The 26,223-nt window shown below is 68.0% G+C and carries 24 protein-coding genes; 7 read left to right on the forward strand and 17 right to left on the reverse strand.

Translation table 11 applies throughout. The features are described from left to right. The first annotated feature begins 10 nt into the window (after nt 1-10). Nucleotides 11-883, forward strand: coding sequence for a DMT family transporter (locus OM960_RS06850; RefSeq protein ID WP_264771455.1), 873 nt, complete (start codon nt 11-13; stop codon nt 881-883). A gap of 7 nt (nt 884-890) precedes the next feature. Here the strand turns inward: OM960_RS06850 and glmM are convergent, their stop codons facing one another. The 5 genes from glmM to OM960_RS06875 form a co-directional block, all read right to left on the reverse strand. Further along, nucleotides 891-2,234, reverse strand: coding sequence for a phosphoglucosamine mutase (gene glmM / locus OM960_RS06855; protein WP_263333193.1), 1,344 nt, complete (start codon nt 2,232-2,234; stop codon nt 891-893). After that, nucleotides 2,231-3,253 (reverse strand): dihydropteroate synthase, encoded by a 1,023-nt coding sequence (gene folP, locus OM960_RS06860; RefSeq protein ID WP_264771456.1) that lies wholly within the window; start codon nt 3,251-3,253, stop codon nt 2,231-2,233. The genes glmM and folP overlap by 4 nt, the downstream gene beginning before the upstream one ends. A gap of 44 nt (nt 3,254-3,297) precedes the next feature. After that, entirely contained in the window at nt 3,298-4,194 is an 897-nt protein-coding gene (locus OM960_RS06865) for a dihydroneopterin aldolase (RefSeq protein WP_264771457.1), read from the reverse strand. 99 nt (nt 4,195-4,293) lie between these two features. After that, complete coding sequence (locus OM960_RS06870; protein ID WP_264771458.1) at nt 4,294-4,974, reverse strand: cell wall hydrolase; 681 nt, start codon at nt 4,972-4,974, stop codon at nt 4,294-4,296. A gap of 199 nt (nt 4,975-5,173) precedes the next feature. Further along, on the reverse strand, nt 5,174-7,717 hold the full coding sequence (locus OM960_RS06875; RefSeq protein WP_264771459.1) for a pyruvate, phosphate dikinase: 2,544 nt from the start codon (nt 7,715-7,717) through the stop codon (nt 5,174-5,176). A gap of 177 nt (nt 7,718-7,894) precedes the next feature. Here OM960_RS06875 and OM960_RS06880 point away from each other — a divergent pair, with 177 nt between their 5' ends. The 4 genes from OM960_RS06880 to OM960_RS06895 are packed head-to-tail and all read left to right on the forward strand — an operon-like array spanning nt 7,895 to nt 13,448. After that, a complete protein-coding gene (locus OM960_RS06880) occupies nt 7,895-8,962 on the forward strand; it encodes an AI-2E family transporter (protein WP_264771460.1) in 1,068 nt (355 codons plus the stop codon). Nucleotide 8,963: 1 nt separating this feature from the next. After that, nucleotides 8,964-9,641 (forward strand): P-loop NTPase family protein, encoded by a 678-nt coding sequence (locus tag OM960_RS06885; RefSeq protein WP_263333204.1) that lies wholly within the window; start codon nt 8,964-8,966, stop codon nt 9,639-9,641. A 47-nt stretch (nt 9,642-9,688) separates the two neighbouring features. Next, nucleotides 9,689-11,854, forward strand: coding sequence for an RNA degradosome polyphosphate kinase (locus tag OM960_RS06890; RefSeq protein WP_264771461.1), 2,166 nt, complete (start codon nt 9,689-9,691; stop codon nt 11,852-11,854). After that, nucleotides 11,841-13,448 (forward strand): Ppx/GppA family phosphatase, encoded by a 1,608-nt coding sequence (locus OM960_RS06895; RefSeq protein WP_264771462.1) that lies wholly within the window; start codon nt 11,841-11,843, stop codon nt 13,446-13,448. Before OM960_RS06890 ends, OM960_RS06895 begins: the two co-directional genes overlap by 14 nt. Before the next feature lie 16 nt (nt 13,449-13,464). Here the strand turns inward: OM960_RS06895 and OM960_RS06900 are convergent, their stop codons facing one another. From OM960_RS06900 to OM960_RS06920, 5 genes are read right to left on the reverse strand one after another with little or no spacing between them, the layout of a single operon-like run. After that, nucleotides 13,465-13,827 (reverse strand): AAA+ family ATPase, encoded by a 363-nt coding sequence (locus tag OM960_RS06900; protein ID WP_264771463.1) that lies wholly within the window; start codon nt 13,825-13,827, stop codon nt 13,465-13,467. A 42-nt stretch (nt 13,828-13,869) separates the two neighbouring features. Next, nucleotides 13,870-14,898 (reverse strand): endonuclease/exonuclease/phosphatase family protein, encoded by a 1,029-nt coding sequence (locus OM960_RS06905; protein ID WP_263333211.1) that lies wholly within the window; start codon nt 14,896-14,898, stop codon nt 13,870-13,872. A gap of 4 nt (nt 14,899-14,902) precedes the next feature. Continuing rightward, nucleotides 14,903-15,586, reverse strand: coding sequence for a molecular chaperone DjiA (locus OM960_RS06910; RefSeq protein ID WP_263333213.1), 684 nt, complete (start codon nt 15,584-15,586; stop codon nt 14,903-14,905). A 40-nt stretch (nt 15,587-15,626) separates the two neighbouring features. Further along, nucleotides 15,627-16,112 carry a GNAT family N-acetyltransferase gene (locus OM960_RS06915; RefSeq protein WP_264771464.1) on the reverse strand — a complete coding sequence of 162 codons (486 nt, stop codon included), beginning with the start codon at nt 16,110-16,112 and terminating at the stop codon, nt 15,627-15,629. Beyond that, nucleotides 16,109-16,717: a VOC family protein gene (locus OM960_RS06920; RefSeq protein ID WP_264771465.1), complete on the reverse strand. Its 609-nt coding sequence runs from the start codon at nt 16,715-16,717 to the stop codon at nt 16,109-16,111. The genes OM960_RS06915 and OM960_RS06920 overlap by 4 nt, the downstream gene beginning before the upstream one ends. Before the next feature lie 305 nt (nt 16,718-17,022). Between OM960_RS06920 and nhaA the strand changes: the two genes are divergently transcribed. Further along, a complete protein-coding gene (gene nhaA / locus OM960_RS06925; RefSeq protein WP_263333219.1) occupies nt 17,023-18,240 on the forward strand; it encodes a Na+/H+ antiporter NhaA in 1,218 nt (405 codons plus the stop codon). A gap of 7 nt (nt 18,241-18,247) precedes the next feature. On the opposite strand, the gene OM960_RS06930 is transcribed toward nhaA, so the two are convergent. Continuing rightward, entirely contained in the window at nt 18,248-19,171 is a 924-nt protein-coding gene (locus OM960_RS06930; protein WP_264771466.1) for a ketopantoate reductase family protein, read from the reverse strand. A gap of 65 nt (nt 19,172-19,236) precedes the next feature. After that, complete coding sequence (scpA, locus tag OM960_RS06935; protein ID WP_264771467.1) at nt 19,237-21,369, reverse strand: methylmalonyl-CoA mutase; 2,133 nt, start codon at nt 21,367-21,369, stop codon at nt 19,237-19,239. 100 nt (nt 21,370-21,469) lie between these two features. Here scpA and OM960_RS06940 point away from each other — a divergent pair, with 100 nt between their 5' ends. Then, entirely contained in the window at nt 21,470-21,913 is a 444-nt protein-coding gene (locus OM960_RS06940; RefSeq protein WP_263333224.1) for a DUF4174 domain-containing protein, read from the forward strand. A gap of 1 nt (nt 21,914) precedes the next feature. Here the strand turns inward: OM960_RS06940 and OM960_RS06945 are convergent, their stop codons facing one another. The 5 genes from OM960_RS06945 to OM960_RS06965 form a co-directional block, all read right to left on the reverse strand. Continuing rightward, a complete protein-coding gene (locus tag OM960_RS06945) occupies nt 21,915-23,915 on the reverse strand; it encodes an acetyl-CoA carboxylase biotin carboxylase subunit (RefSeq protein WP_263333226.1) in 2,001 nt (666 codons plus the stop codon). A gap of 356 nt (nt 23,916-24,271) precedes the next feature. Next, entirely contained in the window at nt 24,272-24,469 is a 198-nt protein-coding gene (locus OM960_RS06950; protein ID WP_263333228.1) for a hypothetical protein, read from the reverse strand. Nucleotides 24,470-24,818: 349 nt separating this feature from the next. Beyond that, the gene (locus OM960_RS06955; RefSeq protein WP_263333230.1) at nt 24,819-25,172 is read right to left on the reverse strand and encodes a hypothetical protein; all 354 of its coding nucleotides are present in this window, start codon (nt 25,170-25,172) and stop codon (nt 24,819-24,821) included. A 72-nt stretch (nt 25,173-25,244) separates the two neighbouring features. Then, nucleotides 25,245-25,376, reverse strand: a complete 132-nt coding sequence (locus OM960_RS06960; RefSeq protein WP_263333231.1) for a hypothetical protein — start codon at nt 25,374-25,376, stop codon at nt 25,245-25,247. 211 nt (nt 25,377-25,587) lie between these two features. After that, complete coding sequence (locus OM960_RS06965) at nt 25,588-26,022, reverse strand: DUF6497 family protein (RefSeq protein WP_264771468.1); 435 nt, start codon at nt 26,020-26,022, stop codon at nt 25,588-25,590. Nucleotides 26,023-26,223 lie beyond the last annotated feature (201 nt).

Here is a 26,223-nt window from a genome sequence, read left to right on the forward strand (position 1 = left end):
CGGAGCCCCGATGCCACAACCGACCCTGCGTGACTGGCTGTCGATCGCGGCCCTCGGCCTTATCTGGGGCGCGACCTTCATGGTCATCGCGCTGGCCTTGCGCGGATACGGGCCGGTGACTGTCGCGACGGCGCGCACCACTCTTGGTGCCGTGACGCTCTGGATCGCCGTTCTGGTACTCGGGCGCGCCCTGCCCCGCTGGTCGGCACGGCTTGGCGCCCATGTCCTCGTCATCGGGCTGTTCTCGACCGCCTTTCCGTTCTTCCTGCTGTCCTGGGGGCAGCAAAGCGTGCCGTCGGCCGTCGCCGGGCTCTCGATGGCGGCCGGGCCGCTCTTCGTCCTGCCGCTGGCCCATGCCCCTGTGCCCGGAGAGCAGTTGAGCTGGCGCAAGGCGTCAGGCTTCTCGCTCGGGTTTCTCGGGGTGTTGGTGTTGATGGGGTCGGACGCGCTCAGCGGCAGTGCCACCGCGCTGCCGCGTCTCGCCTGCCTTTGCGCGGCGCTCTGCTACGCGGTAGCGTCCATCACCACCCGGCGCTGTCCGCCCATCGATCCGATCCTTCTGGCCGCGTTCGCGTTGCTCGTGGGCGCCTTGGCCCTGATCCCGGCGATGCCGTGGAGTGAGGGACTGCCCCGCCCCGCCGGTGCCGTGCCGATGGCGGCGATCGTGATCCTCGGCCTCGTGCCGACGGCGCTCGCAACGCTGATCCGTGTGCAGGTGATCCGCGCGGCGGGTCCAAGCTTCACGGCGCTGACCAGTTATCAAGTCCCGCTCTGGTCATTCTTCTTTGGCGCGCTGGTTCTGGGCGAGGTTCTGGCGCCGCGCTTCTTTGTGGCGCTGGGGCTGATCCTCGCCGGCCTGACGTTGAGCCATCGGCGGCGCTGACAGGGGGTCAGACCGCCGCTTCGACCGCCGCGACGATGTCGCTCACGACCTCGGCGAGGAGCGCCTCGTCCTCGCATTCGGCCATGACGCGGATCAGCGGCTCGGTGCCCGACTTGCGGATCAGGAGCCGGCCGGTGCCGTTCAACCGCGCCTCGGCGCCGGTGATCGCGTCCTTCACCGTCGGAGCGGAAAGCGGTTCCTTGCCAGCGCCGTAGCGGACGTTCTTCAGAAGCTGCGGCACGCTCGGGAACTGGTGGACGAGCTCGGAGGCGCGGCGCCCGGTCTCGGCCATCGCGGCGAGGAACTGCAGCCCAGCGATCAGCCCGTCGCCGGTCGTGGCGTAATCGGTCATCACGATGTGGCCCGACTGCTCGCCGCCGAGGTTGTAGCCGCCCTCGCGCATCCGCTCGACGACGTAGCGGTCACCGACGGCGGTGCGTTCGAGGCGCAGGCCCCTGCCCGTCAGGAAGCGTTCGAGCCCGAGGTTGGACATCACGGTCGCGACCAGCGCCCCGCCCTTCAGCTTCTGCGCCTCGGCCCAGCGGGCGGCGAAGAGCGCCATGATCTGGTCGCCGTCGGCGACCGCGCCGGTCTCGTCGAGGATCATCACCCGGTCGGCGTCGCCGTCGAGCGCGATGCCGAGATCGGCGCCGTGAGCCACCACCGCCTCGGCGGCGGTCTCAACATGGGTCGAGCCGCATTTCTCGTTGATGTTGAAGCCGTTCGGCGCGACGCCGACCGGGACGACATCGGCGCCAAGCTCCCAAAGCACCTCGGGCGCGGCCTTGTAGGCAGCGCCATTGGCGCAATCCACGACGACCTTGAGCCCCGAGAGCGCGCCCCGCGCCGGGAAGGTGGTCTTGGCATATTCGACATAGCGGCCGAGCCCGTCGTCGATCCGCTTCGCGCGGCCGATATGCTCCGGGGAAGAGAGCTCGATCTCGGAACCGAGGATGCGCTCGATCTCGATCTCGGCCTCGTCGGAGAGCTTGAAGCCGTCGGGGCCGAAGAACTTGATTCCGTTGTCGTGGTGGGGGTTGTGCGAGGCCGAGATCATGATGCCGAGATCGGCGCGCATCGACCGGGTGAGGTAGCCGACGGCGGGCGTCGGCACCGGGCCGAGGAGGAGCACGTTCATGCCGGTCGAGGTGAGCCCCGCCGTCAGCGCGTTCTCGATCATGTAGCCCGAGAGCCGGGTGTCCTTGCCGATCACGACACGGTGGCCGTTGCGGCCGTCGGTGCGGAAGTAGCGCCCCGCTGCCGCGCCGAGCTTCAGCGCCATCTCCGCCGTCATCGGATGGGTGTTGGCGGTGCCCCGCACGCCATCGGTGCCGAAAAGTTTCCTGCTCATGGTTCTTCTCCTTGGGTCGCGGCCAGCCAGAGCCGCAGCGCCTGTTTTGCCTCGACGATATCATGGACCCGGTGGATCTGCACTCCTTGCGCCACCCCGGCCAGCGTCACCGCGACGGTGCCGGGCACCCGGAGATCGGCCCGGGCTTCCGCTCCGCACCCCGCGATCGCGCCGATGAAGCGCTTGCGCGAGGCGCCGAGGAGCACCGCGCAGCCGAGCCCGTGAAAGATGGAAAGCCCCCGAAGCAGCGCAAGGTTGTGCGCCACGGTCTTGCCGAAGCCGATGCCGGGGTCGACGATGATCCGCTCGCGCGGAATTCCCGCCGCCTCTGCCGCCGCGATGCGTTCGGCAAGGAAATCATAGACATCGAGGAGGACGTTGTCGTAGCGGGGATCGGCCTGCATGGTCGCGGGCGTGCCTTGCGCATGCATGAGGCAGACCGGCACGCCGCGCCGGGCGACCAGCGCCGCAAGATCAGGATCGTAGCCCAGAGCGGCGACATCGTTGACGATTTCCGCCCCGGCATCGAGCGCCGCGACGGCCACGGCGGATTTGCGGGTGTCGATCGAGACCGGCACCCGGAGGCCGCCCTCTTTCAGGGCGGCGATCACCGGCGCGGTGCGGGCGATCTCCTCCTCGCGCTCGACATCCGCCGAGCCGGGCCGCGTGCTTTCTCCGCCGATGTCGAGGATCTCGGCCCCGGCCTCGGCCATCGCACGGGCATGGGCGAGCGCGCGGTCGGGGGCGTGGAAGCGGCCGCCGTCGGAGAAGCTGTCGGGCGTGACGTTGAGTATCCCCATCAGCCGCGGCGCGTCGAGCGAAAGCCCGGCGAGCGGCGCGCGGGGCGCGGTGAGGCGGTGGCGCACATCTTCGGGAAGCTCGGAGGCGGCGACGAGCCCGCGCGAGCCCGCACGGGTCAGGTGTTCTGCGCGGTCGAACCAGCACCAGCCGCCCGCCAGAGGCAGGGCGCCTTCGGGCCGGGCGGGGTCGGTCATCGAGATCGGGCGAAAGTAATCCATGACCGGGTTTTGGGCGCTCGCGGCGGCGAAGGCAAGCGGTCGCGTCAGGCCGGCTCGACCGGCACGCGGCAAGCCGCCGGAAGTGAAACAGGGCCGTGAACGACAAGCCTGAGGGCGGCAAGCTCGCCCGCGAGCCAGGCCGCGAGCGCGACGCCGTCCTCGCCCGATCCCGGCGCGCCTGGCGTGTCGAGCACGAGCTTCGAGGGCGCCCAAACCACCATGTTGCCCTGCTTCATCGCCCAGTCGAGTTCGGTCCGCGTCGCGACCACGTTCAGGCGGGGATCGCGCGAGGCCAGGACCCAGGCGTTCTGCTCGATCGCGAGGAGATCGATGCGGGTCTGGCACGGCCCGTCGCCGGTCGCAGGGCGGGTCGTGTCGGGCAGGCCGACCGCGAGCACGACGGGTGCCGCCGTGGCGGCGAGCCGGTCGAGCCGGGCGGAGAGGTCCGGCGCGGCGATGGTGGCGTTGTCGAGATAGGCGACGACCGGATGCGGCACCTCGGCGGCGGTGACCGGCGCGGCCTCGGCGCGGCTGCGCACGATCTCCACCCCGAGCGCGCCCGGACCGCGGTCGAGCTTCTCGATCCGGAGGAAGACGCGGCAGGGCTGCGGCTCGGCGAGGATCCGCGCGGCGATGTTTTCCGCGAGCGTTTCGAGGAGGTTGAGCCGCTCGGCCGCAAGTTCGGCCGCGATCGCCTCGGTGAGGCGGTCGTAGGAGAGAATCTGGTCGACATCGTCGCCGGCGTCGCCGCCGCCGCGTGCAAGTTCCACCACCACGTTGAAGCGCAGGCGCTGTTCCTGACCACGCTCCTGCTGGAAGGCGCCGATATCGGCCGCGACGATGTGGTCGCGCAGCGAAAGCCGGTCAGGCGGATCGGCCGGCGCCATCGCTGCCGCGCGGGCCTCGGGATGGGCGAAGGCCTGGTGGATCTCGTCGGTCATGTCGCATCGGCTCCGGCGCTGGGTCGCGCGCATCATAGCGCGCGCGCCTGGCGCCGAAAGCCCGAACGCGGCGCTTTGCGCCGCGCCCGCGCCGCAGATTCAGTTCAGCGCGGTCCGGACCGGCGCGCGGTAGAAGATATGCGAGCCGATCATCGCCGTGCGGTCGAATTTCTTCGACCACGACGGCCGCACCGCCGGCGTGTGGAAATAGGTCGCGCCATCGGTCAACTGGCGAGGCGCGCCGTCCATCATCGCGCGGGCGACCTTCCGCGCGGTGGTCCAGGCGCGCTTCTCGCTGATCCGCTCTGGCTGGCCGTCGCAGGTATAGGAGAACTGGCAGCCGTTGGCGTTGCCCTGGTTGACCACGCCGCAGATCGTGCGCGGGAAGGACTTGCTCTCGACCCTGTTGAGGATCACCTCGGCCACCGCGGCCTGGCCCTTGATGCCCTCGCCGCGCGCCTCGAAGTAGAGCGCGGTGGCGAGGCATTCGAACTCCGGCCCGCCCTTCGGCGCCGGCAGGCTGGCGAGCCAGTCCTTGTCGTAGGAGATGGCGCCCTTGCGGGTCTTCGCCTTCGGCTTCGGCGGCGTCACGATCTCTTCGAGCCGCTCGCCGTCGACGGCGCCGAGCGCCGCCTTTTCCTGGCCGAGCAGCGTCGCGAGGTTGACCCCCAGAGCCGCAGTTGGATCGTTGGATTGGCTCACCGTCATCTCGGCATGCACGCCTCCGGTGAGGGCGAGGAGCATGGCCATGCTCCCGGTCCAGCACTTCAGCACTGACATATCACTATCCCGAATTGCTTCGTCGAGCCCCAGCCCCCCAAGGCTTTAGGACCGGGGTGACATAACGGAAACATTGCGAAACGTCCAGCCACGCGACATTTCAGCAACAGTATAGTGGCGAATCTTAGCCTATGGTTCCGAATCGGAAACGGTCAGAGCGGCCAAGAACGCCTGACGACTTCCTGACAAACCACTGACATCAGTACATTTTCTCGGAATCGCGCTGATCGGTCAGCGCGAATTGGGCCGCCGCGAGTCGCGCGACAGGAACCCGAAACGGGGAGCAGGAAACGTAGTCGAAGCCCGACCTGCGACAAAATGCGATGGAAGCGGGATTGCCGCCATGCTCTCCACAGACCGAAAGCGTCACATCTTGTCGTATTTGTCTTCCGCGCGCGCTGCCGATGAGCAAAAGTTCGCCGACGCCGTCCTCGTCGAGCACATGGAACGGGTCCTCGGGATAGACGCCCTTCTGGACATAGTCGCTCATGAAGCGGCCGGCGTCGTCGCGCGAGAGGCCATAGGTCATCTGCGTGAGGTCGTTGGTCCCGAACGACAGAAACGCGGCGTGCTGGGCGATCTCGCCGGCACGGAGCGCGGCGCGCGGGGTCTCGACCATGACGCCGAGCCGGTAGTCGAACTCGGCCCCGGTGGCGTTGCGCACCGCCGCGGCCACGGCGTCGATCCGGGTCTTGACCAACTCCACCTCGCGCTTGGCGGAAACGAGCGGGATCATCACCTCGGGCACCACGGCGGCGCCGCGTTTCGAGGCCTCGACCGTGGCCTCGAAGATCGCGCGGGCCTGCATCTCGTAGATTTCGGGCACCGTGACGCCGATCCGCACCCCGCGCATCCCGAGCATCGGGTTGAACTCCGACAGCGCCTCGACCCGGCGCATCACCTCCGACAGCGGCCGGTCGAGCGCCTCGGCAAGCTCGCGCATTCCCTCGCGGTCATGGGGGAGGAACTCGTGCAGCGGCGGGTCGAAGAGCCGGATGCAGACCGGAAGGCCCGCCATGATGTCGAAAAGCGCGGTGAAGTCGGCGCGCTGCATCGGCAGGAGCCGGTCGAGCGCCACCTTTCGGTCCTTCGCGGTGTCGGCGAAGATCATCTCGCGCATCACCGTGAGCCGGTCCTCGTCGAAGAACATGTGCTCGGTGCGGCAGAGCCCGATCCCCTCGGCCTCGAACATGCGCGCGGTACGGGCGTCGTCGGGCGTGTCGGCATTGGCACGCACGCCGATGTCGCGCACGTTGTCGGCCCAGTGCAGGAGCGTGGTGAACCACTTGTCGAGCGCGGGCTCAAGCATCTCGGCCTGCCCGGCCAACACCTCGCCCGAGGTGCCGTCGACGGTGATCACGTCGCCTTCGCGGAACACCCGCCCGCCCTTCGCGGTCAGGGTCTTGTCGCGCAGGCTGATGCTGATGTCGGACGCGCCGACGATGCAGGGAAGGCCAAGCCCGCGGGCGATGACGGCGGCGTGGCTGGTCATGCCGCCACGCTCGGTGACGATGGCGACGGCGGCATGCATGCCGCGGATGTCCTCGGGCGCGGTCTCGCGCCGGACAAGGATGCAGCGCTCGTCGCGCGCGGCCGAGGCCTGGGCGTCGGCGGCGGAAAAGACGATCCGGCCGGAGGCGCCGCCGGGACTTGCCGCGATGCCGGTCACGATGCGGTCACGCGGCACGCGGGGATCGACCTGATAGTGCAGCAGTTCCGACAGCGCGCGCGGCTCGACCCGGAGGATCGCGTCGTCACGGCTGATGATGCCGTCATTGGCGAGCGTCACCGCGACCCGGACCGCAGCGCGCGAGGAGCGCGGCACGGTGACCGCGTCGATCACCTTCAGGGCGCCGTTTTCCAGCGCGAACTCGACCTGCATCTCCTCGCGCAGGCGCGCGCGGCAGGTGAGGCAGTGTTTCTGCAGTTCGGCGAAGACCTCGGGCGCGGCCTCCTCCAGCGAATGGCCGCGCCTGTCCTTGACGAGATAGAGCGTCTCCTCGGCCTTGCGGTTGGCCGGGTTGAGGCCGCGGAAGCGCCCGGTGATCTGCGGCGCGCCGGTCACCCCCTCGATCATCTGGATCTTTCCCCGGCCGGAGAGCGCCGGCCCCATCGCCTGCGCCATCTCCTGCACCACGAGCCCGAGGGCGGCGTCGGCCGGCGCGCCCTTGGCCTCGCGCAGGAGCCGCGCGGTCGTGCCCTCCCAGGCGCGCGCCATCGAGCGCATCACCTCGGTGAGCTGCTGGGCGCGCGATTGCGGGAACTCCTCGTCCATTTCCGCCTCGTAGGCGGCGAGTGCGGCGGCGAGCGCTGCGGCGGAGGGCTCGGCCGTGAACATGTCGGGATCGAGCCGGGCGACATGGATCGCGTAGGACTGCACGAAGCCGAGATAGATCGCGTCGGCGAATGCGGCGCCCTGCTCGCGCGTGAACTCGGCGTGTTTATCGGCGTTCATGCCGACATTGAGCACGGTTCCCGGCCCGCCCCAGGCCGGATTCGCGGGCGAGGGCCGGATCGAGACGAGCACCCCGTCGAACAGGGCGGCGAGACGATTCACATCCGGCAACTGGCCCGCTGCGATGGCGCGGACCGTGTCGCAGGGCAGCGCCGCCGTCCGCGGCACCGGCAGGTCGAGCCGGATCAGCCGCTGCAGGCATTTCGCCCGCCAACCGTGGCGCGCGGGATCGATCCGCGCCGTCGGCGTGATCTCGATGAACTCGGCGAAATCGGTATGTTTCTGCACTGCGGCAATCCTCTGTCGGGCTGCAGGATAGCGTGCTTCTCTTTCTTGGCAAGAAAAAGCGGAAACCCCGCGCGGCTGCATCGCGCGACGGGGGAGAATCGTGCCGCCCAGAACGCCACGCGCGGCTTGCGCCCCGCCCCCGCATGCGCCATGACTGGCCCGAGACAGGAGACGATCATGGCATTGCCGGTCCGGCAGCAGGCGACATACTGGGGCATCGCGGCGGTATTGTTCTTTGCCGCGCTATGGGGCCTTGGCAACGTGATCCTGCCCTTCGTGGTCGGTGGCGCGCTGGCCTATTTCCTCGACCCGGTCGCCGACCGGCTCGAACGGATGGGATTGAGCCGCACCGCCGCGACCTCGGTGATCTCGATCGCGGCGCTTCTGATCTTCGTTCTGCTCTCGCTGCTGATCGTGCCGATGCTGGTGCGCCAGCTTGTCGGCCTCGTGAACGCCGCGCCGACGATCTTCGCGGAGCTGCACCAGTTCCTTGCGACCCGTTTTCCGGCGCTGATGGACAATGAAAGCGCGCTGCGCGACACGCTGAACGCAATCGGCAAGACCATCCAGTCGCGCGGCGCGGAGCTGGCGCAGGGGCTCCTGACCTCGGCGCTCTCGGTGATCAACGCAATCGTCTTCATCGTCGTGGCGCCGGTCGTGGCCTTCTACCTTCTGCTCGACTGGGACAACATGGTCGCCAAGATCGACGGCTGGCTGCCGCGCGACCACCGCGAGACGGTCCGGGCGCTCGCCCGCGACATCGACCGGGTGCTCGCGGGATTCGTGCGCGGGCAGGTCTCGGTCTGCCTCATCCTCGGCACGTTCTACTCGGTCACGCTGATGCTCGCGGGGCTCGATTTCGGACTGATCGTCGGCGCCATTGCCGGGCTCATCACATTCATTCCCTATGTCGGCGCGCTGATCGGCGGGGCGCTGGCGATCGGGCTCGCGCTCTTCCAGTTCTGGGGCGACTGGTTTTCCATCGCCATCGTCGCGGGGATCTTCGCGGCCGGCCAGTTCCTCGAAGGCAACGTCATCACGCCGCGCCTCGTCGGCAAGTCGATCGGGCTGCACCCGGTCTGGCTCCTGTTCGCGCTCTCGGCCTTCGGCACGGTCTTCGGCTTCGTCGGCATGCTGGTCGCGGTGCCGGTCGCCGCCGCGTTCGGCGTGCTGGCGCGGTTCGCAGTGTCGCAATATCTCGAAAGCCGCCTCTACAAGGGGCTCGACGGCAGGGACAAGGGGTGAGATGGCCCGTCAGCTGACCTTCGACCTGCCTGTGCGCCCGGCACTGGGGCGCGAGGATTTCTTCGTCTCGCCCGCCAACGCGCTTGCTTTGGCCGCACTCGACGGCGCGGCGGACTGGCCGCAGGGAAAGATGCTGCTGATCGGCCCGGAGGGCGCGGGCAAGAGCCACCTCGCGCAGGTCTGGGCCGGCGCGGAATCGGCGCGCGTCGTCGCCGCGACCGAGCTCGCCGCCCTGCCCCTGCCCGACCCCGCGCCGCTCGTCGTCGAGGATGCCGACCGGATCGCCGGCGACCGCGCGGCCGAGGTGGCGCTCTTCCATCTGCACAATCACATGCTGTCGGGCCGCGCCCGGCTGCTCATCACCGCGCGCGCCGCGCCGCGGTCCTGGGGGCTGACGTTGCCCGACCTCGCGAGCCGGATGGAGGCGACGGCAAGCGCGCAGCTTCTGCCCCCCGACGACGCGCTCCTTGCGGCGGTGCTGGTCAAGCTCTTCGCCGACCGGCAGATCGCGGTGGCGCCGGCGCTGATCCCCTGGCTGGTGCAGCGGATGGACCGGTCCTTCGCCGCCGCCCGCCGGCTCGTCGCCGAGCTCGACGCCCGCTCGCTCGCGCGCGGAGGGCCGGTCACGCGCGCGCTGGCGGCCGAGATTCTGGACTCCGCCATCCTCGACGCGCCATGATGCGGATCATTCATAGAACCGTCATATGAGCATTAGATAAGCCCGGCATGACACAGGCAGATTTCCTCAAAGCCCCGTTCCCGAAACCGGCTGTCCTGCCGGAGGTGGAGATTTCCGGCCCGAAGCGGTTCTTCAACCGGGAACTGAGCTGGCTGGCCTTCAACTGGCGCGTCCTCGACGAGGCGCGCAACCCGCGCGTGCCGCTGCTCGAACGGCTGCGGTTCCTGTCGATCTCGGCCACCAACCTCGACGAGTTCTACACGGTGCGCGTCGCGGGCCTGCGCGAGCTTCGGCGCGAGGGCAATGTCCTGCACTCGGACGACGGGCTGAGCCCGGCCGCGCAGCTTGCGCTCATCAATGCCGATGCGCGGCGCCTGCTGCAGATGCAGCAATCGGTGTGGAACAAGCTGAAAAAGGAGCTGGAGGCCGAGGGGATTGCGCTTCTGACGCGCTCCAAGCTGACGAAGCGCGACGAGGCGTTCCTTGCCGACTACTTCCTGAACAAGGTCTTCCCGATCCTCTCGCCGCTGGCGATCGACCCCGCGCATCCGTTCCCGTTCATCCCGAACACCGGCTTCTACCTCGCGCTCGCGCTCGAACGGGCCACGGACAAGCGGCGACTTCAGGCGCTTCTGCCGATCCCGCAGCAGATCGAGCGGTTCGTGGCGCTGCCCGGCGGCAAGCGGTTCGTGCCGATGGAAGAGTTGTTGCTTCTGCATCTCGGTTCGCTCTTCCCTGGCTACCGCGACACTGGCCACTGCGCGTTCCGGGTGCTGCGCGACAGCGATATCGAGGTCGAGGACGAGGCCGAGGATCTGGTTCGCGAGTTCGAGACCGCGCTGAAGCGGCGGCGGCGCGGTCAGGTGATCCGCATGAAGATCACGGCCGGCGCGCCCGAGGATCTTCGCGACCTGATCATGGAGGAGCTCGCCGTCGCGCCCGACGAGGTCGTCGAGGTCAAGGGCATGGTCGGCATGGCCGACCTGAAGGAGCTGGTGCTCGACAGCCGCCGTGACCTGCAATGGCCCGGCTTCACGCCGCGCGTGCCCGAGCGGGTCCAGGACCACGAGGGCAACATGTTCGCGGCGATCCGCCAGAAGGACATGCTGCTGCATCACCCCTACGAGACCTTCGACATGGTGATCCGCTTCCTCAACCAGGCGGCGGCGGATCCGAACGTGCTCGCGATCAAGCAGACGCTCTACCGCACCTCGCAGGACAGTCCGATCGTCGCGGCGCTCTGCGACGCGGCCGAGAGCGGCAAATCGGTGACCGCGCTGGTGGAGCTGAAGGCCCGTTTCGACGAGGCCGCGAACATCCGCCAGTCGCGACGGCTCGAACGCGCGGGCGCCCATGTCGTCTACGGCTTCATCAACTACAAGACCCACGCGAAGATCTCGACCGTGGTGCGGCGCGAGGGCGAGAACCTCGTCACCTACACCCATTACGGCACCGGCAATTACCATCCGATCACGGCGCGGATCTACACAGACCTGTCGTTCTTCACCTGCGATGCCCAGCTTGGCCGCGACGCGACCAAGGTCTTCAACTACCTGTCGGGCTACGTGCAGCCCGAGGGGCTTGAGAATATCGCGATCTCGCCGATCAGCCTGAAGCCGCGGCTGCTGGAGCTGATCGCTGCCGAGGCGGAGCATGCGCGGGCGGGCAGGCCGGCGGAAATCTGGGCCAAGATGAACTCGTTGATCGAATCCGACATGGTCGATGCGCTCTATGCCGCGAGCCGCGCCGGGGTGAAGATCAACCTCGTCGTACGCGGCATCTGCGGCGTCAGGCCGGGCATCAAGGGTCTGAGCGAGAACATCCGCGTGAAATCGATCGTCGGCCGCTTCCTCGAACACAGCCGCATCGTCTGTTTCGGCAACGGCCACGGCCTGCCCTCGAAGAACGCGCGGGTCTTCTTTTCCTCGGCCGACTGGATGGGCCGCAACCTCAACCGCCGGGTCGAGACGCTGGTCGAGGCAACCAATCCGACCGTGAAGGCGCAGATCGTGAGCCAGATCATGGCCGCGAACCTCGCCGACGAGGCGCAGAGCTGGGTCCTGCAACCGGACGGCCGCTATGTCCGCGACCTGCCCGAGGGGCGCGACGATCTCTTCAGCTGCCACCGGTTCTTCATGGAGAACCCCTCGCTTTCGGGCCGCGGATCGGCCGGGGCGAAGGACGTGCCGAAGCTTGCCCATGCGGCCGACTGAGGGGAACGCGATGCAGAGCCGGATCGACACCAGGAAGACCAAGGGCGGCAAGACCAAGATCCGCGGCGAGGCGCTGGCCGAGGAATGGGGGCCGTTCGGCCGCCCGCTCTTCGACGACCCCTCGGCGCGTGCGCTGGAACGCGTGGGCGTGGTCGATGTCGGGTCGAACTCGGTCCGGATGGTGGTCTTCGACGGCGCCGCGCGGAGCCCGGCCTATTTCTACAACGAGAAGGTGATGGCGGGTCTCGGCCAGGGGCTGGCGCAGACCGGGCGGCTCAACCCGCAGGGCCGCGTGCGGGCGCTGTCCGCGCTGAAACGGTTCGCCGCGATCGCCGCGGGTATGAGCCTGCCGCCCCTCTCCTGCGTCGCCACTGCCGCGGTCCGCGAGGCCGTCGACGGGCCGGAGTTCCGCGCCGAGGTGGAGCGCGAGACCGGGCTCAGGCTCTGGGTGATCGACGGCCAGGAGGAGGCGCGGCTCTCGGCGCAGGGCGTGCTGCTCGGCTGGCCCGAGGCGGAGGGGCTGGTCTGCGACATCGGCGGCAACTCGATGGAGCTTGCCGAAGTCTCGGGCGGCAAGGTCGGCCGCCGCGTGACCTCGCCGCTCGGCCCGTTCCAGCTGCAGCAGGTGCCCGGCGGCAAGAAGGGCATGACGAAATTCATCAAGGAGACGGTCGAGGCGCTGGCCGCCGAGCTCGGCACCGGGCACGAGCGGATCTATCTCGTCGGCGGCTCGTGGCGGGCAATCGCACGGCTCGACATGGAGCGGCGCAGCTATCCGATGACGGTGCTGCACGAATACCGGATGGGTCCGCAATCGGTCCTGCAGACGGTGAACTGGATCGCCGAGAACGATCTCACCGCGCTGCGTGCCCGCACCGGCACCTCGGCGGCGCGGATGGAGCTGGTGCCAATCGCCGCGCAGGTGCTGCGCCAGCTCGTGCTGAGCTTCCACCCCAGGGAGATCGACGTATCCTCCTACGGGATCCGCGAGGGGCTTCTCTACGAGCAGATGCCGGAGCGTCTGAGGATGCGCGACCCCTTGATCGAGGCCTGCCGCCATGCCGAGCGGACGATGGCGCGGATGCCAGGCTTCGGCAAGAAGCTCTACCAGTTCCTGCTGCCGCTCTACAAGAACGCGAGCTACGAGAAGCTGCGCATGGTCCGCGCCGCCTGCCTCCTGCACGACACCACATGGCGGGCGCATCCCGACTACCGCGCCGAGGTCTGCTTCGACAACGCCACCCGCGCCAATCTCGGCGGGCTGTCGCATCAGGAACGGGTGTTCCTCGGGCTCTCGCTCCTGCATCGCTACAAGAACTCGCGCGCCGGGTCGCGGCTGGAACCGCTCTTCGCGCTTCTGAGCGAGGAGCAGATGAAGGAGGCCGAGGTGCTCGGCAAGGCGATGCGGTTCGGCGCGATGTTCGCGGTGAAGTCGCCCGAGGAGGCAGGAGAGCTGACCTGGCGGCCGAAGAAGAAGGTTCTCGGGCTGCGGCTCAACGCCCATGCCGAGCCGCTCTTCGGCGAGGTCGCACAGTCGCGCTTCGGCGCGCTTGCCGACGCGCTCGGCGCGCAGAGAGAGGTCAACGTGGTCTGAGGCTGGATCGGACCGGTCAGATCTCGATCTCGCCGTCAGGTTCGGGCAAAGCGCGCTCAGCGGGCGACTTGCGGCGGATGATTATGTCGCCGTTCGGCAGCATCTCGGGCGCATGGTAGTTCCGCATGTCGCCGATCATCGCGGCCAGATCACGCAAGGCCGGCTCCATCTCGGCCAGCGCGCGGCCCATCTCGTCTTGCAGGTCCTTCAGCGCCGGTTCGACCTCGCCGATCATCGAGCGCAGGATGATCCGCGCGCCCTCCTCAAGAAGGCTCAGCCCCTCCTCGGCAGATTTCTCGCCGGGTGCGCCGCCGGATTGACCCGCGGCAGGCGCGGTGGCGATCAAGAGGACGGCAAGGGCATGGGCTATGCGTCTCATGCCCCCAATATAGGCGAAGCGCGCCGCGTTTCACAGGTCCGCTCAGAGGTCGATGTCGAGCGTGACCGGGAAATGGTCCGACGCGGTCAGGAGCGCCTCGCGCAGTTCCGGCACCCGGTAGCTGCCGGGATCGTCGAACGGGTGCCAGATCCGCCATTTCGGGCGCATCGCCTTCAGGTCAGGCGAGACCATCAGGTAGTCGAGCAGCGCCGAGAAGAAGCAGCCCTCGGAATCGAGATAAAACCGCGCGGTGGCGGGAGCCGCGGCAAGCTTCTTGCCGAAGGCGACCCGCGCATGGGGATCGTAGAGCCGGGTCTCGTGCGGCTCGTCCCAGCCGAGCACAATCTCGACCCCGGAGCGACCGAAGAGCTTTTCGTATTCGTCAAGACCGGGGCCGTCGTTGAAATCGCCCATCACCATCAGGCTGTCGCCCGCCGCGAGATGTTCGAGCACGCGTTCGCGGAGCCAGATGCACTGGGCAAGCTGCTTGCGGCGGTTCTCGATCGCGAGCCGCTTGACCTGCGCCTCGGTCGTGGCGCCGTGCGGCGCCTTCGACTTGATGTGGACGCCGATCATCCGGAAGGCGCGGCCCGCCGGCGTCCTGGCCGCGATCTCCAGCGGCGGCTTGGAGAAGCGCACCAGATCGGGCGTCGCGTCGATGTCGAGGTCGATCCGGTAACTCGAATCGAAGCGTGGCGCGGCGCCGGAATGGGCGTGGTCGGGCTGGCCGAGGGGGTCGTGGCGCACCTTCAGCCGGTCGGGATCGTAGAGGAGCGCGATCTCCTGCTGGGTCTCGTTCTCGTAGCCGAGCAGCGCCTTGCGGGTCCTGAGCTCGTAGCGCGCCGCGAAGGCTTCGAGCATGTCCACGGTCTTGTGGCGGCGGTTGCTGTCGGGCGCCTCGATGATCATCACCGCGTCGGCGTCGAGCGCGGTGAAGACGATGCCGAGGGCGGTGAGCTGGTCGGCGCGGGTGACGTTGTGGCGCGACGACCAGCCGCCGTCCTCCAGCATCCTGCCGTCGCGGTCGAAGAGGTTGGTGAACCACTCGACGTTGTACGTTGCGATCCGCATCGGCTCAGGCCGCCTCTCTCGCGCGGATCTCCTCCCAGGCGCGGTTGACGGCGACGAGCCGCTGTTCCGCGAGGCGGAGCGCCTCCTCGGGCAGGCCGCGGGCGAGGAGCCGGTCGGGATGGCAGTCGCGCACCGCCTGCCGGAAGGCGGCGCGGATCTCCTCCATCGGCGCGTCATGGCCGACGCCGAGCGTGTCGTAGGGATCCGGCGGCGCCTCGGGCACATGACGCGCGAGGATCGAGCGGAAGCAGCGGTCGCCGACGCCGAAGATCCGCGCCACCTCGCGGAGGAACGCGTCCTCGTGCGGGTGGTAGTCGCCATCCGCGACCGCGATGTGGAAGAGCCCCTCCATGAGGTCGACGAGCACCGGGTCGCCGGCGCCGAACATGCCGGCGATCTTGGCCGCGTACTGGTCGAAACCGGCGACGTCCTGGCGGGCGAGGTTGAAGACCCGCGCCGCGTTCGCCTCCTCGGCGCGCGGGATGGTGAAGACCTCGCGGAAGGCCGCGACCTCGTCGCGGGTGACCTGGCCGTCGGCCTTGGCCATCTTGGCGCCGAGCGCGATCACCGCGATGGTGAAGCCGACCGAGCGTTCCGGCGGCGATTTCAGCCGGTCGAAGACGGTCGACAGCGCCTCGCCCTTCGCGAGGGCGGCCAGAGCGTCGGAGATGCGGGTCCAGATCGACATGAGGTGAGCTTATCCCGGCGGCGGGCAAAATGTCAGTGCGTCACAAAAACTTCATCATCAGCACGAGGTCGAGCCAGCGGCCGAACTTGCGCCCCGCCTCGGGGATGCGCGCGACATGGGTGAAGCCCATGCGTTCGTGGAACGCGACCCCGTCCGGGTTCTCGCCCGAGACCCCGGCAAAGAGCGTATGCGCCCCGCCGATCCGGGCATGCTCCTCGATCCGCGCCATCAGCGCCCGCCCCGCGCCGCGTCCGCGCGCCTCCGGCGCGAGCATGATCGTGTGCTCCATCGCATGGGCGTAGCCATTGCCGCCGCGGAACTGCGCATAGGTCGCGAAACCCAGGAGCCCGCCGCTCTCGGCAAGGAAGAACTCGCGCCCCGCCGCGCGACGCTCCTCGATCATCTGCGCGAGGCTCTCGGGCGTCTTCTCCTCGTCCGAGAAGCTGATCGTGGTGTCGCGGATCACCGGGTTCCAGAGCGCGATGAGCGCGGGAATGTCGGTCTCGCGGGCCGGACGGATGATCATGCAAGCGTCCTCTCACCGTGCGGCGTGGAAATGGTGACGCGGAGCGCCGGGTGCCCGGCGACGATGACGACGCGCGGGTCGCGGACCGGAAGTGCGGCCGTGAGTGCTGTGGGATCGGGATGCGCAATCTCCAGCCGCAGAAGGCGGCAGCCGCTCTCGGGAAGCGCGGCGGCGGGGTGGCGGTCGCCCTGCCATTCGATCAGCGCAGGGAAGCAGTCGTCGAACGGGTGGCGGCCATCGTCCGGCACGCCGAAGCGCCAGCGGAAGGCCGCGCGCGAGAGATCGGTCGCCCGCCCGGCCCCGTCGGGCGCCGCGGCGAGGGCTGCATCGAGATCCTCGACCCGCGCGATCCAGTGCGTCAGCCGCGGCGGCCCCGCGAACCGGTCGAGACCGAACCAGCGCGGCCGGCCGGGTGGCTCGGCGCCGGGATCGGTGGCGATCACTTCGAGATACTCGCGCGGCCCGAGGCCGAGGAGCCGGTTATGTGTCGCCATCGCCGCGTGCTGCCCACCCGGCACCAGCGCCACGCCGAGCGCGGCCTCGACCGCCGCCACGCCCTCTTCGAGCGTCGCCGCCGCAACCGCGAGATGATCGAGTTCCGCCATGCCTCCGCCTCCGGCGCGCATCCTAGACAGGATCGGACAAGAAGAAAACGCATTGATTTCAGGCGCCTCCCCTCCCCCTCGTGACGAGGGGATGGGGGTGGGGGGCGGCCCCGGGCGGTCAGCCCCTCCCTCTCCCACGAGGAGGGAGGGAAGCGCCCTGCCCGGCCCGATTGCACCCGTTCCGATCCCGCGGAAAGACGCCGCGCCGCCGCCGCAAGCAGCGATTTCGACCGACGAAAAGGTTGACATGGCGGGCCCAAACCCCAATTCAGACCGAACGGTAAAGATATTCAGGGGGATAGCTGATGAGCCTCATGCGCGCATTCGACCGATTTTTCCGTCACGACGCGGCGGGTGGCGTGCTATTGATGGCCTCGGCGGTGCTCGCGCTGATCGTCGCCAACTCGGCGCTTTCGGCGGGCTATCACGACCTGCTCCTGAAGAAGTTCTCGATCCTGCTCGATGGCGAGGGGCTGTCGAAGCCCCTGATCCTGTGGATCAACGACGGGCTGATGGCTGTCTTCTTCTTCCTCATCGGGCTCGAGCTCAAGCGCGAGATGGTCGAGGGCAAGCTCAAGAACCCCGCCGACGTGATGCTGCCGGGGCTGGCGGCGGTCGGCGGCATGGTGCTGCCGGCGCTCGTCTTCCTCGCCTTCAACTGGTCCGATCCGGTGACGCGGGGCGGCTGGGCGATCCCGGCCGCGACCGACATCGCCTTCGCGGTGGGCGTGCTGGCGCTCCTTGGCAAGCGGCTGCCGGCGGCGCTCAAGATCTTCCTTCTCACGCTCGCGATCCTCGACGACCTCGGCGCGATCCTGATCATCGCGCTCTTCTACACCAAGGAGCTGCATGTCGATTACCTTTTCATCGCGCTCCTTCCACTTGCGGGGCTCTACCTTCTGAACCGCGCCGGCGCGCACCGGATCGCGCCGATCGTGCTTCTCGGCGTGGTGCTCTGGGTGCTGGTGCTGAAATCGGGGGTCCATGCGACGCTTGCCGGTGTCGTCACCGCCTTCTTCGTGCCCTTGAAGGACAAGTACGGCAAGTCGCCGCTCCACTCGCTCGAGCACGCGCTGTCGCCCTATGTGCTCTTCCTGATCGTGCCGGTCTTCGCCTTCGCCAATGCCGGCGTGGTGCTGCAGGGCCTGACGCTCGGCGACCTCTTCGCGCCGCTGCCGATGGGAATCGCGGCGGGTCTCGTGATCGGCAAGCAGCTCGGCGTCTTCGGTGCGACCTGGCTCGTGGTCCGCGCCGGCTGGGCACGGCTGCCGTACGGCGTGACCTGGCCGCAGATCTACGGGCTCGCCTGCCTCGCCGGGATCGGCTTCACGATGTCGCTCTTCATCGGCGGCCTCAGCTTCGATTCACCCGACAACATGAACGCGGTGCGGCTCGGGGTGCTCGCGGGTTCCGCGATCTCGGCGATTACCGGCTATGTGGTGCTCCTGATGGCCGCGCAGCGCCGGACGGCCGAGGCCGGGGAGGCCGACGCCGACGAACCCGCCGCGGCGGCCCAGAACTGACGCCCGTTCAGGCCGTGCCCGCGCGATAGGGCGCGAGCACGGCAGCGACCGCCGCGCTGTTCGGCGTCGGCACGCCAAGCTCGCGCCCCATCCGCGATACCGCGCCGCAGATCCGGTCGACCTCCAGCGGCTTGCCAAGTTCGAGATCATGGGCGGTCGAGGCGCGCGCCTCGTCAGGCAACCGCGACCAGAATTGCAGCGTCTTCTCGACGGCATCCGCCGGCAGGTCGACGCCGCGCGCCCGTCCGACCGCGTCGGCCTCGCGCACAAGGCCGCGGAAGAACTCCATCAATTCGGGATTCGCCCGGATCTCGCGAAACCGGCAGCGCGCGGCGGCGGTGGTGCCGCTCACCGCGTTGAAGAGAAGGAACTTCTGCCAGAGATCGACCGTCACGTCGGCGCGCTCCGGCACGGTGATCGCGGCGGAGCGGAAGGCTTCGATCACCTTGGCGACCTCGGGCGAGGTCTGGCTGCCTTGTCTGTCGCCGATAGTGAAGGCGCTGCCGCCGCCGTACTGGGTGACGACGCCCGGCGCGGTGATGTTGGAGAAAATGCGGGCGACGCCGATCAGCGTCCGCGCGTCGCCGAAGGCCGCGGCGAGGAGGTCGGGCGCGTCGACGCCGTTCTGGAACGGCAGCACCAGCGTCTTCGGCCCGGCATGGGGAAGATAGGCCGCGATCATGGCCTCCATGTCCTGCCCCTTCACGGCGAAGACCGCGAGGTCGGCCGGCGGCAGATCCTCCAGCCGGTCGCTCACGGCGTCCGGCCGGATCACGGTTTCGGTGCCGTCCATCACCAGTTTCAGCCCGGCTTCGCGGATCGCGGCGAGATGCGCGCCGCGCGCGAGGAGCGAGACCGAATGCCCCGCCGGTGCGAGCTTCGCCGCGAGAAAGCCGCCGATCCCGCCGGCCCCGAGCATCAGGATGTTCATGCCTCGCCTCCCGTTCCTGTCCTTCAAGCGCAGACCGCCGCCCCCGGGGGGCGGCGGCCGGTCGTTCAGGCCTTCCGCGCCTCGCGGATGAGCCGCAGGATGTCCTTCGCCGCCGCCGGGATGTTGGTGCCCGGCCCGAAGATTGCCTTGACCCCGGCCTTCTCGAGATACTCGTAATCCTGCTGCGGGATCACCCCGCCGCAGATCACGAGGATATCGCCCGCGCCCTTCTCCTTCAAAGCCTCGATCAGCTTCGGGGCGAGCGTCTTGTGGCCCGCCGCCTGCGAAGAGACGCCGATCACATGGACGTCGTTGTCGACGGCGTCCTGCGCCGCTTCCTCGGGGGTCTGGAAGAGCGGGCCCACGTCGACGTCGAAGCCGATGTCGGCGAAGGCCGTCGCGATCACCTTGGCGCCGCGGTCGTGGCCGTCCTGGCCCATCTTCACCACGAGCATCCGCGGGCGGCGGCCCTCCTCCTCGGCGAAGGCCTCGACGTCCTTCTGGATCGCCGCGAAGCCCTCGTCGCCCTCGTAGGCCGCGCCGTAGACCCCGGCGAGCGTCTTCACCTCGGCCCGGTGCCGTCCGAACACCTTTTCCATCGCCATCGAAATCTCTCCTACCGATGCCCGGGCGCGCGCGGCCTCGACCGCCGCTTCCAGGAGGTTGCCGCCCTCGGTCGCGCGCCGTTCAAGCTCGGCCAGCGCCGCCTCGCATTTCGCGGCGTCACGGGTCGCGCGGATCTTCTCGAGCCGCGCCACCTGCGCCTCGCGCACCTTGACGTTGTCGACATCGAGAATGTCGATCGGGTCTTCCTTGTCCTTGCGGTACTTGTTGACGCCGACGATGACCTCCTCGCCGCGGTCGATCATCGCCTGCCGGCGGGCCGCCGATTCCTCGATCCGGAGCTTCGGCATGCCGGAGGCGACGGCCTTGGTCATGCCGCCCATCTCCTCGACTTCCTCGATCAGCGCCCAGGCCTTTTCCGCCAGTTCCGCCGTCAGGCTCTCGACGTAGTAGGAGCCCGCGAGCGGGTCGACGACATTGGTCACGCCGGTCTCTTCCTGCAGGATGAGTTGGGTGTTGCGCGCGATCCGGGCCGAGAACTCGGTCGGCAACGCGATCGCCTCGTCGAGCGCGTTGGTGTGCAAGGACTGGGTGCCACCGAGGACCGCGCTCATCGCCTCGTAGGCCGTGCGGATGACGTTGTTGTAGGGGTCCTGCTCCTGCAAGGACACGCCCGAGGTCTGGCAATGGGTCCTGAGCATCAGCGAGGAGGTCTTCTTCGCCCCGAACTCGGTCATGATCCGGTGCCAGAGCATCCGCGCGGCGCGGAGCTTCGCGGCCTCCATGAAGAAGTTCATGCCGATCGCGAAGAAGAACGACAGCCGCCCGGCGAAATCGTCGACATTCATGCCGCGCGCGATGGCGGCCCGGACGTATTCACGCCCGTCGGCGAGCGTGTAGGCCAGCTCCTGCACGAGGTTCGCGCCCGCCTCCTGCATGTGGTAGCCCGAGATCGAGATCGAGTTGAACTTCGGCATCTCGTTCGAGGTGTATTCGATGATGTCGGCGATGATCCGCATCGAAGGTTCGGGCGGGTACACATAGGTGTTCCGCACCATGAATTCCTTGAGGATGTCGTTCTGGATCGTGCCGGAGAGGAGGCCCCGGTCGACGCCCTGCTCCTCACCCGCGACGATGAAGTTCGCGAGGATCGGGATGACGGCGCCGTTCATCGTCATGGAAACGCTGATCTTCTCAAGCGGGATGCCGTCGAAGAGGATCTTCATGTCCTCAACCGAGTCGATCGCGACCCCGGCCTTGCCCACGTCCCCCACGACGCGGGGATGGTCGCTGTCATAGCCACGGTGGGTGGCGAGGTCGAAGGCGACCGAGACGCCCTGCTGCCCGGCGGCGAGGTTCTTGCGGTAGAAGGCGTTCGATTCCTCGGCCGTGGAGAAGCCGGCATATTGCCGGATCGTCCAGGGGCGGCCGGCATACATCGTCGCCCTCACGCCGCGGGTGAAGGGCGCGATGCCCGGCAGCGTGCCCATGTGGCCGAGGGGCGCGGTATCCGCTTCGGTGTAGAGCGGCTTGACCGCGATTCCCTCGAGCGTGTTCCAGGTCAGATCGTCGGGCGTGCGGGTCTTCAGTTCCTTTTCCGCCAGCGTCCGCCAGGCTGCCATCTTGTCCGTCATCGGTCATTCCTTTCATCGCTGACCGGACCCCGCGAGAGGCGCCGGTATAAGCCTTTGGCAATCCGCCCGTTTCGCCTATATCTGGGACGGAGGAGATTGCATGAAGCCACTCTTGTTCGTGATCCTGTCGGGCTGCCTTGCTCTTGGCGCCGAGGCCCAGGAATCCGCTCCCGTCACCCTCGAGCCGATCGCGGCCGAGACGGTGGAGCTGGACGATTTCCGCTGGGAAAAGCGCCCGGTCGTCGTCTTTGCCGACAGCCCGAACGACCCGGCGTTCCGCACCCAGCTGCAATATCTCACCGAGGATCCCGACGAGCTCATCAAGCGCGACGTGGTGATTCTCACCGACACCGATCCCGCCACCCCGTCGGACGCGCGCCGGAGGCTGCGCCCGAGGGGGTTCTCAATGGTGCTCCTCGACAAGGACGGCACAGTGAAACTGCGCAAGCCCCTGCCGTGGCGCGTCCGCGAGATCGTCCGCGCCATCGACAAGTTCCCGCTCAGGCGCGAGGAACTGCGGATGAAGCGGCTGGGCGACGGGTAGTTCATTCGAACTCCATGATCACGTCGTCGACCTTGAGGCTCGCGCCCGGCGCGGCGGCGATCTTCTTCACGACGCCCTTGCGCTCGGCGCGCAGGATGTTCTCCATCTTCATCGCCTCGACCGTGGCCAGCGCCTGGCCCTCCTGCACCTCCTGGCCCTCCTCGACCGAGATCTTCACGACGAGGCCGGGCATCGGGCAGAGGAGGTACTTCGAGGTGTCGGGCGGCAGTTTTTCCGGCATGAGCCGGGCGAGCTCGGCCTGGCGCGGGGTGCGGACATAGACCTTGAGGTCCGCGCCGCGGGTGCGGATGCGGAAACCACCGGGGAGCTTGTCCACCTTCAGCACCACCGCCGCGCCGTCGACCTCGAGCCGGGCGAGCGACTGGCCGGGGGTCCAGTCCGAGGTTACCCGGTGCGCCGTGCCGTCGGCGAAGCGCACCGTGGCGCCCTCGCGGTCGGCGTCGATCTTCACCGCGATCTCCTCGCCCTGCAACGATACCACCCAGTCGTCGCCGACATGACGCTCGTGGTTGCCGAGGCGCCCGGTGATCCGGGTGCGGCGGATCTCGGCCACCCGGTTCATCGCCGCGGCGGCCGCCGCGACCATGCGGAGCCGGCCCTCGCCGAGCACGACGCCGTTGAAGCCCTCGGGGAACTCCTCGGCGATGAAGGCGGTCGTGATCGCGCCCTCGATGAAGCGGGGATGGTCCATCACCGCCGAGCAGAACGGCAGGTTGTGGCCGATCCCCTCCACCTCGAACGCGTCGAGCGCGACCCGCATCGCCTCGATCGCCTCGGCGCGGTTCGGCGCCCAGGTGCAGAGCTTGGCGATCATCGGGTCGTAATACATCGAGATCTCGCCGCCCTCGTAAACGCCGGTGTCGTTGCGGACGATTGCCTTGTCGCCCACCGCCTCGACCGGCGGCCGGTAGCGGGTGAGCCGGCCGATCGAGGGCAGGAAGTTGCGATAGGGATCCTCGGCGTAGAGCCGGCTCTCGATCGCCCAGCCGTTGATCTTGAGGTCCTTCTGCGCGAACGGGAGCTTCTCGCCGGCGGCCACGCGGATCATCTGCTCGACGAGGTCGACGCCGGTGATCAACTCGGTGACGGGATGCTCCACTTGCAGGCGGGTGTTCATCTCGAGGAAGTAGAAGTTCTTCTCGCCGTCGACGATGAACTCGACGGTGCCGGCGCTGGTGTAGCCGACGGCCTTCGCCAGCGCGCAGGCCTGCTCGCCCATCGCCTTGCGGGTCTCGGGGTCGAGGAACGGGCTCGGCGCCTCCTCGATCACCTTCTGGTTCCGTCGCTGGATCGAGCATTCGCGTTCGTGCAGGTAGACGCAGTTGCCGTGCTTGTCGGCGAGCACCTGGATCTCGATGTGGCGCGGCTGGGTCACGAATTTCTCGATAAAGATCCGGTCGTCGCCGAAGGAGGACGCGGCCTCGTTCTTGGAGGACTGGAAGCCCTCGGCGGCCTCGGCGTCGTTCCAGGCGATCCGCATCCCCTTGCCACCGCCTCCGGCCGAGGCCTTGATCATCACCGGATAGCCGATCTCGCGGCTGATCTTCACAGCCTCCTCGGCATCGGCGATGAGGCCCATGTAGCCCGGCACCGTGGAGACGCCCGCCTCCATCGCGATCTTCTTGGAGGTGATCTTGTCGCCCATCGCCTCGATCGCCGGCGAGGGAGGGCCGACGAAGACCACATCCTCTTTCTCAAGAGCTTCAGCGAACTTCATGTTTTCGCTAAGAAATCCATACCCCGGATGCACCGCCTCGGCGCCGGTCCGGCGGATCGCGTCCATGATCTTGTCGATCACGATATAGGACTGGTTCGCAGGCGGCGGGCCAATATGCACCGCCTCGTCGGCCATCTTGACATGCAGCGCATGCCTGTCGGCGTCCGAATAGACCGCCACGGTCTTGATGCCCATCTTGCGGGCCGACTTGATGACGCGGCAGGCAATCTCGCCCCGGTTCGCGATCAGGATCTTCTTAAACATTCTCATTGTCCTCGCCGAGAAGGGTCATCGCTCTGCGTTCCGGGTACGGCCGGAACGCGGTTAGGGTCACGCAACCGCCAGGGCTGCATGAAGAAGGGTCAGTTTGCTTGGCGCAAAGTCCGGGGTGGGTGCGAAAGAGGCGCGGGGCACGGGGTGCACAGCGGCGCTCACCGCTCAGAACGACCGCAGAAACGCCGCCCGGCGCGAAAGGGTCTTGTGCCAGACGGATCGCACCCGCGCCGTCCGGCCGGCCGCATCTGGGCACAAAAAAACCACCGAAGCCAAGCGGCATTCGATGGTTTCTCGTTTTACGACAATGAGTCCGGCCGAGGCGGCCGGCCCCCGTCACCCAAACGTCAGCAGAGGTTGACGTCGTCGCAGAGCGCGCCGCCGGCAGCGCCGATGGCCGCACCGGTGAGGACGTTGTTGTCGGTGACGTCGGCAATGACGGCACCCGCAGCGGCACCGGCCAGCGCACGCTCACCATCGGTCTGCATGCAGCCCGCAAGAGAGGCCATGAGGGCCAGACCGACGAGGACTTTGGAAACACGCATTCTGCTCTTCCTTCAGCAAGATTTGTTGTGCCGAATCTGTTTAGCGAAATCGGCGCCCGCCGAAAGTGAAATCGGCGTGATTCCGCGACATCGGCAGCGGTCCGCCGGTCGCATCGCCCGTTGCCCGACGCCGCAGCCCTAGCGAAAAATGGCCTGACCCTAACTGGGCCAGGCCGTAGAGAAGGGGAAGGGTAACGGTTTTGACAAATCGGGGCGTTATGCTTGCTGTAGGGTGACGCCCCGTCAGCAACCTTGCCACGGCCGCCGGATAGCGCAAACAGAAAGTTTCCGACAGGGAAACGATCGGCAGATATGCGCCCAAGACCGGTGGTGCTGCGCAGAAACACGCCTACTCCTCCGCCTCGAAGACGTCGGGGAAGGCGGCGCGGGCGCGCGCGACATCGATTCTCAGCAGCGCCTCGTAGCTTTCGGGGTCGAAATCGTCATCCGCCGGAATCACCTCGCGGCCGAACAGCCAGGACAGGCGTCCGGCATCGAGATTGCCACGTTCGAAGGGATCATCGCCGAAATGATCCCAGAGCGCTGCCATGAAGGCAGCGTCGGCACGGCGATCTGCGGGACTGCGGTCGCGAAAGCGTTCACGCGTGATGAGGCGGGTGATCCCCTTGGGATTCGCGCGCCGTATGGTGAACTGGAAGTCAGTGCCGGGAAGGCGGCCCGGAAAGCCGCGATGCTTCAGCATGGGCCACCTCCCGCGATGGGCGACCCGAAGCGGGCCGGGACCGGGCGTATCGCCCGGACCCGGCCGTTGGCATTAGCTGCCGTACTTGCCCGAGAAGGTCGGCTCGGTCGTGACCGGCTGCTCGACGACGACCGGCTCTTCCTGCTGGGCGCAAGCCGCCACGAAGGCGACGAGCATGCACGCGAACAGCGCTTTTTTGGACATTTGTCACTCCTGCTCAAGGGGGCAGCGAAGGGATCTTCCGCAATCGACTGCCGGTGTTTTTCAATATCGGCTGCGTTGTCGCCGCCGTCGCACATCATAGTGGATGACATCAAGCGGGCCCATGCGTCCGTTGTCAAGTTCGCGAGTTGTGGCACCGCAGCATCACTTGACATTTCAAGAACTGCAGGCCGCAAAAATGCCGTCGCGCGCATCAGAACGCCTCCCATACACAGCGGTCGCCGTCGCGGCTGAACGCCTCGAAAAATTGTGTCGCCTCCGGTGCCACCTCGCCGAACGGAACCGGCCTGTCCGCGAGCGAGATCACGATCTGCGCCGGCGCCGGCCCGATCTCGGGCAGGCGCGGCAGGGCATAGGTCTCGCAGAGCCAGGCCATGTCGGCCTGGGCCGACTCGGCGCTGATTCCGCCGTCCTCGCGGCCGATCGCCGGCGCGAGGAACCGGAACCGCAGCGTCAGCCCCTCGGTTCCCGGCGCCGAGCGGATCACGTCAAGCGCGGTGACCTCCTGGCCCGAGGGCACGGTGATCGCCCCCGCGGCCTCAGGCCCGGCCGTCTCGCTCCCGTTCGTGGCAAACCACAGCATCGTGGCGATCACTCCCATTGCAGTTCCGGCCAGCCAGATCCTCACGACGGCCTCCCCTTCGGGCGGCTCGCCGCGCTGCGGCTCGTGGCTGCGACCTCGTCAGTTGGCATCAACTCCTCCCCGGCGATGCCTCACAACGGAATGTTGTCGTGCTTCTTCCAGGGATTGCTGAGTTTCTTGGTCCGGAGCGAGGCGAAGGCGCGGGCCACCCGCTTGCGGGTTCCGTGCGGCATGATCACCTCGTCG

It is taken from the genome of Defluviimonas salinarum (genome assembly GCF_026013545.1).
In the GTDB taxonomy this organism is placed as follows: Bacteria; Pseudomonadota; Alphaproteobacteria; order Rhodobacterales; family Rhodobacteraceae; genus Albidovulum; species Albidovulum salinarum.